The following is a 13,904-nucleotide window of genomic DNA, read 5'->3' as shown; positions in this document are numbered from 1 at the left end:
AGATTGGGTTTGACCTTTACATCGGCCCGACGGACGCGAGCCCAGCACGCAGGCTGCCGTCTGCAAGGCGGGTCGGTGCATTGGCATCGGCGCGCATGCCTGTCTCGGACGACACCGTCACCTCCTCGCCGGACCGCGAGAACGCGTAGAGCGGGCCGCGGTGGCCGGGCATCGAAAATGCCACGGAGTCGCCGTCGGCGAGGCCCATGACGACGCGCTGCGGATCGCCGCCGGTCTTCGGCGCGAAGGTGGCGGTGACCTCCAGGAGGTCGCCCTCGGTCGGGACGTAATAGACGACCATGTCGAGGTGGCCCTCGTGCAGGCTGCCGGCTTCGATCGGGCTTCCTATGGTGGCTTCCTCGGCAAACGCCGGGGCGGCAAGAAACAGCGTGGCCAAAACCGAGGCGCTCAGGGTGTTGCGGATCATCTCGTATCTCCTTCGTTTTAGATTGCGTTCGAACTCTATAACTGAGTTAGATTACGAATGCAATCTAAAAAATGAAAATTTATGATGCATGTGAGTCGCGTGGCGCATCGCGTAGACAGAATGGAGGGCTGCCCGATTGACGTGCTCGGTTCGGATGCCGCCAGGCAGGGCGCCGACGTGAGGCATCATTCGAGGCCGGGGATCAGGGAATATTCTGGGACGCTCGGTAGCTGGGTTGGCGAGGGCAGGGGCAAGGAGCCCAGCTGCAAGGCCATTCTCTCGACAATATTCGGCGCGGTGCTCCTCTCGCGACCGTCAACGACGAGCGGCTGTCGAAGCGGTTCCCGCAAGCGGCCGCCGAGAGCGCGCTGATGGGTCGGCATGGCCACGGGTAGCGTACCCGCGGTTACACTGCGGCCCGCTGACTGCGCTTCTGCTAGCCAACAATTGGTTCGGCGACAGCTTCTTCAAGGCCAGTTGCCGCCTGGGCGGCAAGACCGCGGGCCGCTGCCTGTGAATCGTAGAATTCCTCTAGCGCATAGACTCGGCCCCACCGCAGGGTGAACACGTGCAGGCCACTGTTGACGTAGGACGCGTCGCCGTTGAGCAGCGTTGCCGTGCCGTCCCACTGGGCAAATACGGTGGTATGCCACGGCCAGCCCGTCACCCAGACGTGGTTGACCGTGAGATGGAGATTGGGCAGGACGCGGCCGAGGCGCTCAAACCAGCGGCGCACGGCTTCCTTGTCGTGGCGCTCACCACCAAGCGCGTGGGCGCCGGAAACGCGGTGATGGACATGCGGCACGAGTGCTTTTACCGCCTCATCCCAGCGATGGTTGTTGACGTGGTCGAAGCTCTGCCGGATCGATTTCCCGATGATATGACTATATAGCATTTGACCTCTCCTCCAAATTGGATTGCGTTCGTACTCTATATCTGTTATAGATGTCGAACGCAAGCTAATTTAAGGAGGTCTACATGCGTGTGAGTCGCATTCAGGCGGCGGAAAACCGCGAAACCGTGATCAATGTGGCAAGCCGGCTTTTTCGGGAGCGCGGCTTTGACGGCATCGGCCTCAAAGACCTGATGCAGGCTGCCGGGCTGACCCAGGGCGCGTTCTACAAGCAGTTCGCCTCCAAGGACGATCTGGCGGTGCAGGCGTCGAGGCGGGCGATGGAGAGCGCCACGCTGCGGTGGTCGGCCGCGACTGCGGCAAAATCCGAGGATCCGCTTGGCGCGGTGATCGCATTCTACCTCAGCATGGGCCATCGCGGAGAAAAGATGGACGGCTGCCCGATTGTCGCGCTCGGCTCGGATGCCGCCAGACAGGGCAGCGAGGTGAGAGCGTCGTTCGAAGCCGGGATCAAGGAGCATCTCGAAATCCTCGGCCGTTTCATTGCCGAGGCCAATGCTGAGGAGCCCGACAGAAAGGCCATGGCCATTCTTTCGACGATGGTCGGTGCGCTGATGCTGTCGCGCGTCGTCAACGATCCGGATCTCGCCCAGGCCTTCCTGGACGCGGCGACCGAACAGGTTCGCGAAGCAGCCGGCGCTTGAACGGCGCGCGCAGCGCCGGCGGCGCAGCCAAATCGATAGGAAAATAGATGCGACGGATTGTTGTTACAGGCATGGGAGCGGTCACGCCCCTTGCTGCCGATGTCGAAACGTCGTGGTCGCGGCTCCTGGCCGGTCGCTCGGGCATCCGCAGGCTTCCGGACGATGTCGTGGGAGACCTGCCGGCGAAGATCGGCGGGGTGGTTCCCTCGCTGGAAGACGATCCGGAGGCTGGTTTCGATCCGGGTACCGTCCTGGCTGCGAAGGACCAGCGCAAGGTAGACCGGTTCATCATCTTCGGGCTCGCCGCTGCACAAGAGGCCCTCTCGCAAGCAGGATGGACGCCTGTCTCGGAAGCGGATCGCCTGCGCACGGCCACGATCATCGCGTCCGGCATCGGCGGCTTCCCCGCCATAACCGAGGCGGTGCGCACGGTCGACCAGCGCGGCGTCCGCCGCCTGTCGCCGTTTACGGTGCCGTCCTTCCTGGTAAACCTCGCGGCGGGCCACATCTCGATCCGCCATGGCTTCAAGGGGCCGCTCGGCGCACCGGTGACGGCGTGCGCGGCCGGCATCCAGGCGATCGGCGATGCGGCTCGCCTCATCCGCGCCAACGAAGCCGATATCGCCGTGTGCGGCGGAACCGAAGCCTGCATGAACATCGTCAGTCTCGGTGGGTTTGCTGCCGCACGCTCCCTTTCAACCGGCTTCAACTGGGCGCCGGCTCAGGCGTCACGGCCGTTCGACGTGTCGCGGGACGGCTTCGTCATGGGCGAAGGAGCCGGCGTGCTGGTCGTCGAGGCGTTGAGCCACGCGCTGGCGCGCGGTGCGAAACCGCTCGCCGAGCTCGTCGGCTACGGCACGACGGCGGATGCTCATCACGTCACCTCCGGTCCCGAGGATGGCGACGGGGCGCGCCGAGCCATGCAGATCGCAATTGCCCAAGCCGGCATTTCGCCGCGTGAGGTTCGCCACCTCAATGCGCACGCGACCTCCACGCCGGTCGGTGATCTCGGGGAAATGGCGGCGATCAAAACACTCTTCGGCGCAGATTCCACCATAGCCGTCAGCGCAACCAAATCGGCGACCGGACATTTGCTCGGAGCCGCCGGCGGGCTTGGAGCCATCTTCGCAATCCTGGCGCTCAGGGATCAGGTGGCGCCGCCAACCCTCAATCTGGGCGCGCCGGATCCAGCCGGCGACGGCATCGACTTCGTCGCAAACCAGGCCCGGCCGATGACAATGGACTACGCGATCTCAAACGGCTTCGGCTTTGGCGGCGTCAACGCCAGCGCGCTGTTCCGGCGCTGGACGGATGAACTCGCCGGTGCGAACGCCAGAGGCGCTCATAACTGACGCCTCCGACCTTCGTGCTTCTCCCACGCCAATCCAAAATCAGTCCAACCCAAAGAAAGAAATGATTTCCATGAACAAGACCAATCCTGGCGTCGCCCTGGTGACGGGGGCGTCCTCCGGCATCGGGCGCGCGACGGCCATAGCTTTGCAAAGCACCGGTTTTCGCGTGTTCGGCACCAGCCGTCGCGCAGCCGCCAAAAACTCCGACGGCCTGACCATGCTGTCCTGTGACGTGACCGATGACGCGTCGGTGGCGAAACTGGTCGATGACGTGCTGGCCGAGACCGGGCGCATCGATCTGCTCGTCAACAATGCCGGCATGGGTCTGTTTGGTGGCGCGGAAGAGTCCTCAATGATCCAGGCTCAGGCACTGTTCGATGTGAACGTCTTCGGCGTGCTCCGCGTGACCAACGCGGTCCTGCCGATAATGCGCCGACAAGGCAAGGGTAGGATCGTCAATCTGAGTTCGGTGCAGGGGTTCATCCCAGCTCCCTATTTCGCGCTTTATGCGTCGACCAAACATGCCATCGAAGGCTATTCCGAATCGCTCGACCATGAACTGCGCCCGTTCGGGATTCGCGTTGCATTGGTCGAACCCGCTTATACCCGCACGTCCTTTGAAGATAATCTAGCCAAGCCGGACCAGTTGCTTGATATCTATGACGCTGCGCGCGCTGGCATGAACGCAGTCGTGCGGAAAGCAATGGAAAAAGGCGATTCGCCCGAATTGGTCGCCAAGACGGTTTTGGCGGCTGCGACCGATCCCGTTCCGAAGAGGCGCTATGCCGCGGGAAAAATGGCGCGCCAGGTCAGTCTCCTGCGCCGTTTCGTCCCCGCATCCGCATTCGACAAGAGCCTGCGCAAGCAGAACGGGCTGCCGGTCTGACGACATCTAAGACACCCCGTGAAGATCGGAATCATCGACGCCGGAAACATCGGCGCCGCATTGGCGCAGCGCAACCTGAAGCAATTGCCGACCGGCGGTTGTAGGTGTTAGATAAGCGATATGTTATATTGCGGTGCGAAAGAGCGGGGGCACGTCCTTTCACACCCGTAAGCGATTTGTATGTGCGACCCTGCAGACTGGTCGGTATCACTGAAACTCCCGGGCATGGGGTTCGGGATTCGATGGGGGTAATGGGGCAATGCTTTATACGCTGGTTATGATGGTCTGCTTGACGGATGTGCCGCAGACCTGTGAACAACGCGAACAGATGGTGGACGGCCTGGCGATGAACCCAGGGACCGCCTTCATGCAGGCGCAGCCGCTGGTAGCCCAGTGGATCGAGACGCATCCCGGTTATTTCGTGCAGCGCTGGCGCGTGCTGCCCGGCCGGGGAACGTAAGATCCGTTGCGGAAATAGAGGGTCTACTTCTTCGCGGCGAGGGTTTCCGAGACGGCCTTGGACAATTGATAAAGCCGCTGCTCGATGATCGTCGGCACTTCACAGACGTAAGTCAGTGATTGGACGCGTTCATTGAAAATTCGCGTTGCGAATTTCAGCTGCTCGGTTCGCCGTTCGATGTCGTCGGGATTCGCATCCGGCTTTGCCCGCAACGCATCGACGTTGGACGCTTCCTTGCGCAAGGCGGCGGCCATTTCGAGCTGCTTGTGGGCGTAACGGGAAATGCCTGAGATCACCTGCGAACGCTCGGCGTCCATGTGATCGAACATGCCTTGCACCAGCATCGCCATTTTCGGCGCAAGCTGCTCGGCCGGCAGCGAGGCGGCGAAATCCTTGATTTTCTTCTGGGCTTCGGCAATCGGCATCCGCCGGGCCGCCACCTCCTCGACCAGGCCGGAGACGGCAGGGTCCTTCGAAAAATTCTTCGCCGCTGGCGGAAGCTCCGGCCCGTTCCAGATCTGGCCGAGCGAGAGTTGCGGCACCTTGCGCTGTATGCAGGGCCAATCCGGATCGGTATTCGCTGCCCTGGCGTTCACGCTCGGCGCGAGCATGGCAACCACAGCCAGGCTGCGAACAAGGCTCATTCGTGCCATCAGCCATTTCCTCCGGTGTCTTGTTTGCGGGTCACCAGGCCGCGCGAAGGGTCGTAGGCGATGATGGCGGCGGCAAGGAACAGAACAGTGCAGCCGGCAACGACGCCCAGCGAAAGCCACTCGATCTGGCCGTAGAAGGCGAAGCGGATCAGTTCGACGGCATAGGTGAACGGATTGGCGAGGCAGATCTTGTGCAGCAGCGGGCTCGCCTCCTGGATGCGCCACAACGGGTAGAGCGCCGGCGAGGCGAAATAGCCGGGAAAGATGACGAAGTTCATGATGCCGGCGAAATTTTCGAGCTGCTTGATCATCGACGACAAAAGCATGCCGAGCGCGCAAAGCATCATGCCCGACAGGAACAGCGCCGGCAGCACCATGAGATAGCCGATCGGCGGCGCCTTGACGCCCCAGAACCAGGCAACGATCAGGAACGCATAGACCTGTGCGATCGATACGGAGACGCCGGCGAGCATCTTCGACACCAGCAGGAACCAGCGCGGGAAGGGGCTGACCAAAAGGGTGCGCATGTTGCCCATCTCGCGGTCATAAACCATCGACAGCGAAGACTGCATGCCTGAGAACAACAGGATCATGCCGCACAGGCCCGGCGTGATGTAGACCTCGTAGAGCACGTAGGTCTTGTAGGGCGGGATGATCGACACGCCGAGCACCTGCCGGAATCCGGCGGCAAAGATGAACAGCCAGATGAGCGGCCGAACCAGCGAGGATATGAAGCGCTCGCGCTGGTGCAGGAAGCGCAGGCATTCCCGCAGGACGACGCCTTTGAGGCAAATGAGATAGTGGCGCAGGCCGAATTTTTCGAACTTTGCCGGGATGATGCCGGCGACTTTTTCGGGCATTGAAGGAGCGCTCATGGCGATATCCCCGCGGTGCCGGCCGCCTCGATGCGGCTGAGCCTGGAAAAGGCGTCGCGGATCGAGCCGGCGCCGCTCGTCCTGACGACATCGGCCACCTTGCCCTTGGCGACCAGTTCGCCCTGGCTCAGCACGACGACATGGTCGCCGTCGTCAACCTCGTCGATCAGATGCGTTGCCCACAGCACGCCGATGCCCTCGGTTTCGACGAGCTTGCGGATGGTGGCGAGAATGCCGGCGCGCGACTGGATGTCGAGACCGACCGTCGCCTCATCGAGCAGCAGCAGCGACGGGCGGTGGAGCAGCGCCCTGGCGATCTCGATGCGCCGCATCTGGCCGCCGGAAAGGCTGCGCGCCTTGTCATGCTGACGGCCCGGCATGTCGACGATATCGAGCAGCGCGGCAATGCGCTGCCGGGCCTCGCGTCCGCCGATGCCATGCAGCGCGGCGTGGTAGGAGAGGTTCTGGTAGACGCTGAGATCGAGGTCGAGCGTGCGCGCCTGGAACACGATGCCGACCCGCCTGAGCGCCTCGCCCGAAGCGCGGCTGACGTCATGGCCGAAGATGCGGATCGATCCGCGGCGCGTGTCGTAAAGATGGCTGATCAGCGAGAACAGGGTCGTCTTTCCTGCGCCGTTGAGACCGAGAAGAACGGTGAACGTCGCCGGCGCGATCGAGAACGAGACGTCGTTGAGCGCCGGCTTCGAACCATAGGAATGGCTGACGGCGGCGACGTCGAGCGCCGCCACCTGATCTCCCGGTCCGCTTGTCCTCACATGCTGCACGCCGGCTGGCTCCCTTGTCGTCGACAATAGTCTGGCCCAAGTCTAGCCCACGGGGCGCGATCGCGCAGGTCCTGCTTTTCAAACCTTACTTGATCGTGATCGTGCCCTTCATGCCCTTGTCGGCGAGGTCGGGCACCGACCATGTGTAGATGCCGGGCCTCACGGTGGTGAACTGTACCTGGATGGTGCCGTCGGCGTCGAATTCGAGCCATGCGGGTGCGCCGTTCATGTGCACCTCGAGGTCGTTGATGACGATCTGGTTGTTCCACACATTGCGGAACAGGTCGGTGTGGAATTTGTACTCCAGCCCGCCGGCCGCGGTGATCTTCCAGCGATAGCCCTGGCCGGCGATCAGCTCAAAATCCTTCTGGTTGGCGGTGAACTGGTCTTCCTTGCTGCCGAGGATAAGTTCCGGCACGTCCTTGCTGGCCCGGGTCGCCTTCTCGGCTTTCGGACTGGCCTCCGTGCTGGCCGCTCCGGCGGCGGCGTCATCGTCATCGCCGTCCTGCGCCGAGACCTGGCCCTGGGTGAGCGCCATGCTCACCAGCGCGGCGAAAGCGACTGCCCGAAATTTCCGCATGATTTCCTGCCCTTCTGCTGTTTTTCTGTCGGCTTGATTCACTTGGTTTATTCAACGGTTCATTTGGCGGAATTCAATTGGGCGAGACGACGACGCCCCACGGCAGCGCGCCGACGGTCACCGACTGCACCGGCTCGTCGGTCGCCACGTCGATGAAGGTGATGTCGTTCGACACGCCGTTGGTCGAGATGATGGTCTTCTGGTCCGGGGTGAAAGCAAGCTGCCAGACGCGTTGGCCGACCAGCACGTATTTCTCGACCTCGTATGTCTGGGTGTTGACCACCGCGACGCGGTTGGCCGGCCCGAGCGCCACATAGGCTTTCTTGCCGTCGGCGGTGATGCGCACACCGACCGGCTGGATGGATTCGGGCCTCAGGCCGGCAACCTCGAAGGTGATCTTCTGGACGACTTCGCGCGTTTGATTGTCGATCACCGAAACCGTGCCTCCGATCTCGGCGCTCACCCAGGCCTGCTTGCCGTCGGGGGTGAACTCGACGAAGCGCGGACGCGCGTCAACCAGCACGTTGTCGGTGATCTCGTGCGTCGACGTGTCGATGAAATGCGCCATGTTCGTCGTTTCCGACGTGTTGACCATGGTCTTTCCGTCCGGGCTGACACCCATCCCCTCCGGTTCGACGCCGACCGGGATTTCCGCCAGCACCTTCTTGCCCTCGATGTCGATGACGGTGACGAGATTGTCGTCCTCATTGGCGACATAGAGCGTCTTGCCGTCAGGCGACAGCACGAACAGCTCCGGGTCGGGCCCGGAAGGCAAGGTGTCGACGATCTCCAGCGACGCCGTGTCGATGACCTCAATCGAATCATCGTCGCTGGCGCAGAGATAAATGTGCTTGCCGTCGTGCGAGATGGTGATGCCGCGCGGACGCTGCCCGACATTGACGGTCTTCACCACCTGCATCGTCGCGGTGTCGACCACGGTCATCGTGTTGTCTTTCTCGTTGGAGACATAGGCCGTGTAGGCCGACGCCGGACCGGCCATGAAGCCGGTCGCAACTATGGCGAGTGCGCAAGCTCGTCTCTGCACTGAAATTCCTCCCGAACTTTTCTACTTAAGCACGCATTTTGTTTCCGGCTCATCGACCCCGAGCGTATCGAGCTCCGACAGCTGGTGCAAAAATCCCTCCTGCGGCGATGTCGAGACGACCGACCTGGTGTCGCCGAGGAAGATCGGCTGCCGCAACTGCTGGTTCCATTTGCGGAAGGTCAGTTTCTGCCCTTTGAAGGCGGCGATCGAAAAATCGTCGGAGCGGATGAAATCGGCCATCTTGCGCGGGTCGGCGCCCTGCGTGCGGGTCGCCGCCTCGCCGAGGATGCGCACCGCGGTCCACGCCGCCATGTCCTTCGACACCATGCGGCGGCCGTTTGCCTTGGCGAAGCGGTTCTGGATCTGGGTGCCGCCCCATTGCTCGCTGGCCGGATGCCAGGCCAAGGGGGTGAGGCCGGCGGTGCCGGCGACCGGCCGCGGAATCCAGGTGCGGAACGGAACGTAGGTGCCGAACACCTCGCTTTCGTCGGCGACCAGCAGCACATCGTGCTCCGGCAGGTCCTGGGTGAAGACAGGCATCTGCCGCTGGATCTGGACGACGCCGGAATCGGTCCGCCGCGCCGTGCCGGTATCCTCGAACAGTTTTTCGCCGACGATCTCGCCGCCGAAGCGCGTCGCCGCCCGGCGCAGCGCCTCGGCAAAAAGCTGGTCGCGCTCGTGCGAGCCGTAGATCAGCACCCAGCGCCGCCATTGCTTCCAGATGAGATACTGCGCCAGCCCGTCGGCCAGCATGCTGCGCGTCGGGATGGTGTGGAAGATGCTGGCGCGGCATTCCTCCTCGCGAAGACTGTCGTCGGTGGCGCCAGCGTTGAAGATCAAAACGCCGTTGTCGCGAGCAAGATCGGCGATCGACAGCAACTGCCTGGCCGAGAGGTCTGCGACCACATAGCGGTTGCCTTTGGCGATCATTTCCTGGAAGGCCGGGACGACATCGGCATCCGGCTTCACCTCGGTCACGTCGAGGCTGAATTTCTGGCCGAGGAAGCTGCCGGTCGTGTTGTTGTCGGCAATCGCCACATTGCCGCCGGCAACGCCTTCATCGCGCGGCGGGACGTCGAGCACCGACAAGGCCAGCTGCGGCGCATAGGCGCGCAAATAGCCTATCTTGATCTCGGTCAGCTTTTTTTCCGGCTTGGCCGTTGCGGCCGGCTGCTTGCCCGTCGCTTCCTGGGCGAGCGCGCCCGCAACGTTGACGGTCAGGGAAAAAAAGCACAAAAAGGCCGCCAGAGTGCCCGGCACCGCGCTCGTCATCGATAAAATTACCCGTTCTTGCGCTAAAGTCCGATTGTTGTCGGAGCGGCGCGAAGTCAAGGTGCCCGTGATGAGCTTAGCTGACCCGCAAATTTTATCAAACCCTGAAAGTGGACTGCTCACGTCTGCTTTAGTGCCATGCCTGCTCGCCCGAACGGCGGCCGAGCGGATTCTGGTATTCGGGCCCAAAAGCGTCCTTTTCCTCATGCCGGAGAAAGTCCGTCAATGACCAGAATGCTGGCCAGCATCACCGGCGTCGACGAGGCGGAGATCGCGCTTTCAGGCGGTGTCGACATCATCGACCTGAAGGATCCGAAGGCGGGAGCGCTGGGCGCGGTGTCCACGCAGATCATCCGCCGGACGATTTCGTTGATCGCCGGCCGGGCGCCGGTCAGCGCGGTCTGCGGCGACCTGCCGATGGAACCGGAGACGATCCGCGCCAGGGCCGAAGAGATCACTGCCGCCGGCGCCGATTACGTCAAGGTAGGTTTGTTTCCGTCGGCAAATGTTGCGGCTTGTGCGGCGGCGCTCGCGCCGCTCGCCCCGCGAACGAAACTGATCGCCGTGCTTTTCGCTGACCTGGCGCCGGATTTCGAGCTTCTGCCGATGCTTGCCAAACATCGCTTCCATGGCGCCATGGTCGACACTGCCAACAAGGCCAACGGGCGGCTGCTCGACCATCTGCCGCCCGAGCGTATCCCGGGATTCATCGATCGAGCGAAATCGCTCGGCCTCATGGTTGGGCTGAGCGGATCGCTGGAAGCCCCTGATATTCCACGCCTGCTGCCCTTCGCTCCCGATTTTCTCGGCTTTCGCGGGGCGCTGTGCGGCGATTCCGGCCGCGTGGGTTCGATCAGCGCCGAGGCGGTTGCGCAGATCCGCGAACTGATCCCGGAAGCATCCCGGGCCGGCGGCGCGTCGAGCATCGACTACCGCCTGCTGGCGGCGAGGGGCTATTCGCCGGGCACCGACCCGACACTGGGCACCGACAAGATCTTCGTGCGGGACTTTGTCTTGCCGGTCCAGATCGGCGCCTACAGTTTTGAGCACGGCCATACCCAAAAAGTGCGTTTCGACGTGACCGCCGACGTGCTGCAAGTCACCGACCATCCCGAAGACATGCGCCATGTGTTCTCCTACGACATCATCATGGACGGCATCCGCACCATTGTTGCGCGCGGCCACATCCAGCTTAGCGAGGCCCTGGCCGAGCAGGTGGCGACCTACATCCTGGAGAACCCGCGTGTCGTGCGGGTCACGGTAAGGGTGGAAAAACTCGAACTCGGCCCAGGCGGCGTCGGCGTCGAGATCGAACGCAAGCGCCAATCGGCTGGCCGCGGCGTCGCCTCCGGCCCTGCCGGGCGAAAAGACCAAGGCGCTGTTTCCCAGCCGCGACAGGAAAGGCCTGAGGCGATCAGGCGAGCCGTGGTCAAGCCGTCCGTGGTCAAGCTTGGCGGCAGCACGGTCCATGCGGCGGAACTGGAAAGCTGGATCGCGGCGCTGGCGGGCTCCCAGTTGCCGATCGTCATCGTGCCAGGCGGCGGCTTGTTCGCCGACCAGGTGCGCGAGACGCAGATTTACATGGATTTTTCCGACACCGCCGCCCACACCATGGCGATCCTCGCTATGGAGCAGTTCGCCCAGGTCATCCTCGATCGCGATGAAAGGCTGGCGCCGGCACGGTCGCTGGAAGAAATGGGGCGGGCGCTGGACGCGGGGAAGATCCCGGTGTGGCTGCCGTCGTCATTGGCGCTGCCGGCGCCGGACATTCCGGCGTCCTGGGATGTTACCTCCGATTCGCTTGCCGCCTGGCTTGCCGGCAAGCTCGGCGCGAACGCGCTGCTCTTGATCAAGCAGACCGGCGCCTTCTCCGGCAGCGACACGATCGACAGCCTGGCGGTCAGAGGCATCGTCGACGCCGGCTTCGCCGCCATGCTGCCCGACGGTGTCGATGTCCATCTCGCCGGCCCGAAAGATGCCGCCGAGGCCGGGCCGCTGCTCGCGGCGGGCAATCTGCCCGGCATTGCGATCGCGGCCCCGACCCGGCCGGCAAGGAAAGCAGGGTAGGCGATGGCGACGCTGCATACGCCGCGCTGGGCATGGGTTTTGACCGGTTCCGGTCATTTTTTTACGGAGAGCTTTGCACTCATTCACCAGATCGAGCATTGCGATGTCTTCGTGTCGAAAGCCGCCAGCGAAGTGCTGCGCATGTACAAGCTCAAGCTCGATTTCCCGGAGACGACGCGCGTGCTGCACGACAAGACGGCGAGCGCGATCCCGGTCGGCGAATTCTATCACGGCGTCTATCATACGGTGGTGGTGGCGCCGGCCAGCTCCAACACGGTCGCCAAATGCGTGCACGGCATTTCCGACACGCTCGCCACAAACGTCTTTGCCCAGGCCGGAAAATGCCGGGTGCCGGCCATCGTCTTTGCCTGCGACACCGCGCCGGAACTCGAAACCATGGCGCCGCATGGGCTGGTCAAGGTCTATCCGCGCAGCATCGACCTGGAGAATACCAACCAACTGAAGAGTTTTGAGCGAACCCAGGTGGTCGAGTCGTTTGCCGATCTCGAAGCCTCGGTCAGGCGGCGCCACGCCGAACTCGCAAGCCATGGCTGAGCGGCTGGTCTTTCTTACCGGCCATCTGGCCAAGGTCCGGCTGGAAAGGCTGCTGGCCGGACTGGGCGAAACCGAATTTGCCTGGGAGATCATCGACATCGGCGTCAAGGTCGCGGCACTGATGAGCGAAGACATCATCAAGCGGCGGCTTACCTTGGCAGGCGCCGCCGATCGCGTCATCCTGCCAGGCCGCTATCGCGGCGACATCGAGCATCTGTCGAAGCATTTCGGCGTGCCCTTCGTACGCGGGCCCGACGAGATCGCCGATCTGCCGGCCTTTCTCGGCCGGGCGGGCGAGCCGCCTGATCTTTCGCGTCACGACATGCGCATCTTCGCCGAAATCGTCGATGCGCCGATGCTGTCGGTCGAGGGGCTGGTGGCGAGAGCACGGACGCTGGCCGCGGCCGGCGCCGACGTCATCGATCTCGGCTGCCTGCCGGAAACGCCGTTTCCGTTGCTGGAAGAGGTCGTGCGCAAGCTGAAGGCACTGGGATTTCTGGTCAGCGTCGATTCGGCCAGCACCGACGAACTGTCGATCGGCGCGCGCGCCGGTGCGGACTATCTTCTCAGCCTCGATGAGAACACGCTGCCGCTGGCCTTCGATTGCGGGGCCGTGCCAGTTTTGATCCCGGCCACGCCCGGCGACCTGGATTCGCTCGGCCGGGCCATCGAAGCGGCGCAACAGGCCGGCGTCGCCTTCATCGCCGATCCGGTGCTCGACCCGATCCATTTCGGCTTTGCCGCCTCACTCGGGCGTTTCATCGAGGCGCGCCGCCGCTGGCCTGAGGTCGAGCTGCTGATGGGCACCGGCAATCTCACCGAATTGACCGACGCCGACAGTTCCGGCGTTACCGCGGTTCTGGCCGGGCTCTGCTCGGAACTTCAGATCCGAAACGTGCTTGCCGTGCACGTCAGCCCGCACACGCTGCGAACCATCGAGGAGCACGACATTGCCCGCCGCATCCTGTTTGCGGCCAAGAGTGACGGTGCGCTGCCGCGAAGTTACCATCCAGGGCTGCTGCAGGTTCACGACCGTAAGCCGTTCACCGCCTCGACCGAGGATATCACAGCACTGGCGGCGGAGGTGCGCGACACCAACTTCCGCATCATGACCGCCGAGGACGGCATCCATGTTTTCAACGGCAAGGGGCATGCGGTTGCCACGGATGCGTTCGAACTCTTTGCCGGGCTTGGCGTTGAGGCGGATGGAGCACACGCGTTCTATCTCGGCGCCGAACTGATGAAGGCCGAGATCGCGTGGCGCCTCGGCAAGCGCTATGTGCAGGACGAGCCGCTCGCATGGGGCGTCGCCGCGCCGGCTCCCGAAACCGACCGCAGCCGTCTTGCCGAAGCGGGCCCCACGCTTCGCGCGAAGAAAGAGCGCTAAACC

General features: G+C 63.3%; 15 protein-coding genes. 7 read left to right on the top strand and 8 right to left on the bottom strand.

Features of this window, described 5'->3' with window-relative positions; genetic code table 11:
- Positions 1-16 precede the first annotated feature (16 nt).
- Positions 17-427 (bottom strand): hypothetical protein, encoded by a 411-nt coding sequence (locus AC0L2R_RS19740; protein WP_473510959.1) that lies wholly within the window; start codon positions 425-427, stop codon positions 17-19.
- 436 nt (positions 428-863) lie between these two features.
- A complete protein-coding gene (locus AC0L2R_RS19735; RefSeq protein WP_473510957.1) occupies positions 864-1,322 on the bottom strand; it encodes a nuclear transport factor 2 family protein in 459 nt (152 codons plus the stop codon).
- 83 nt (positions 1,323-1,405) lie between these two features.
- Here AC0L2R_RS19735 and AC0L2R_RS19730 point away from each other — a divergent pair, with 83 nt between their 5' ends.
- The 4 genes from AC0L2R_RS19730 to AC0L2R_RS19715 all read left to right on the top strand — a co-directional run bounded on the left by AC0L2R_RS19730 (position 1,406) and on the right by AC0L2R_RS19715 (position 4,682).
- A complete protein-coding gene (locus AC0L2R_RS19730; protein ID WP_473510956.1) occupies positions 1,406-1,984 on the top strand; it encodes a TetR/AcrR family transcriptional regulator in 579 nt (192 codons plus the stop codon).
- 47 nt (positions 1,985-2,031) lie between these two features.
- On the top strand, positions 2,032-3,336 hold the full coding sequence (gene fabF, locus AC0L2R_RS19725) for a beta-ketoacyl-ACP synthase II (RefSeq protein WP_473510955.1): 1,305 nt from the start codon (positions 2,032-2,034) through the stop codon (positions 3,334-3,336).
- A gap of 70 nt (positions 3,337-3,406) precedes the next feature.
- Positions 3,407-4,222, top strand: coding sequence for an oxidoreductase (locus AC0L2R_RS19720; RefSeq protein ID WP_473511203.1), 816 nt, complete (start codon positions 3,407-3,409; stop codon positions 4,220-4,222).
- Between the two features lie 259 nt (positions 4,223-4,481).
- Positions 4,482-4,682, top strand: coding sequence for a hypothetical protein (locus AC0L2R_RS19715; protein ID WP_023797709.1), 201 nt, complete (start codon positions 4,482-4,484; stop codon positions 4,680-4,682).
- 23 nt (positions 4,683-4,705) lie between these two features.
- On the opposite strand, the gene AC0L2R_RS19710 is transcribed toward AC0L2R_RS19715, so the two are convergent.
- The 6 genes from AC0L2R_RS19710 to AC0L2R_RS19685 all read right to left on the bottom strand — a co-directional run bounded on the left by AC0L2R_RS19710 (position 4,706) and on the right by AC0L2R_RS19685 (position 9,892).
- The gene (locus AC0L2R_RS19710; RefSeq protein WP_473510953.1) at positions 4,706-5,335 is read right to left on the bottom strand and encodes a hypothetical protein; all 630 of its coding nucleotides are present in this window, start codon (positions 5,333-5,335) and stop codon (positions 4,706-4,708) included.
- Entirely contained in the window at positions 5,335-6,210 is an 876-nt protein-coding gene (locus tag AC0L2R_RS19705; protein ID WP_473490797.1) for an ABC transporter permease, read from the bottom strand. Before AC0L2R_RS19705 ends, AC0L2R_RS19710 begins: the two co-directional genes overlap by 1 nt.
- Positions 6,207-6,995, bottom strand: coding sequence for an ATP-binding cassette domain-containing protein (locus AC0L2R_RS19700; protein WP_473510952.1), 789 nt, complete (start codon positions 6,993-6,995; stop codon positions 6,207-6,209). Before AC0L2R_RS19700 ends, AC0L2R_RS19705 begins: the two co-directional genes overlap by 4 nt.
- 85 nt (positions 6,996-7,080) lie before the next feature.
- Complete coding sequence (locus tag AC0L2R_RS19695; protein WP_473510951.1) at positions 7,081-7,575, bottom strand: cupredoxin domain-containing protein; 495 nt, start codon at positions 7,573-7,575, stop codon at positions 7,081-7,083.
- A 73-nt stretch (positions 7,576-7,648) separates the two neighbouring features.
- Positions 7,649-8,575 (bottom strand): YVTN family beta-propeller repeat protein, encoded by a 927-nt coding sequence (locus tag AC0L2R_RS19690; protein WP_473511202.1) that lies wholly within the window; start codon positions 8,573-8,575, stop codon positions 7,649-7,651.
- Positions 8,576-8,641: 66 nt separating this feature from the next.
- Complete coding sequence (locus tag AC0L2R_RS19685; RefSeq protein WP_287190915.1) at positions 8,642-9,892, bottom strand: ABC transporter substrate-binding protein; 1,251 nt, start codon at positions 9,890-9,892, stop codon at positions 8,642-8,644.
- Positions 9,893-10,117: 225 nt separating this feature from the next.
- Between AC0L2R_RS19685 and AC0L2R_RS19680 the strand changes: the two genes are divergently transcribed.
- From AC0L2R_RS19680 to AC0L2R_RS19670, 3 genes are read left to right on the top strand one after another with little or no spacing between them, the layout of a single operon-like run.
- Positions 10,118-11,959 (top strand): (5-formylfuran-3-yl)methyl phosphate synthase, encoded by a 1,842-nt coding sequence (locus AC0L2R_RS19680; RefSeq protein WP_473510949.1) that lies wholly within the window; start codon positions 10,118-10,120, stop codon positions 11,957-11,959.
- A 3-nt stretch (positions 11,960-11,962) separates the two neighbouring features.
- Positions 11,963-12,514, top strand: a complete 552-nt coding sequence (locus AC0L2R_RS19675; protein WP_473510948.1) for a flavoprotein — start codon at positions 11,963-11,965, stop codon at positions 12,512-12,514.
- Complete coding sequence (locus tag AC0L2R_RS19670; protein WP_473510946.1) at positions 12,507-13,901, top strand: DUF6513 domain-containing protein; 1,395 nt, start codon at positions 12,507-12,509, stop codon at positions 13,899-13,901. Before AC0L2R_RS19675 ends, AC0L2R_RS19670 begins: the two co-directional genes overlap by 8 nt.
- Positions 13,902-13,904: the final 3 nt, after the last annotated feature.

Source organism: Mesorhizobium sp. WSM4820 (assembly GCF_055811075.1).
The sequence above is the reverse complement of the archived record's forward strand: the minus strand, read 5'-3'. Positions and strand labels throughout refer to the sequence as shown.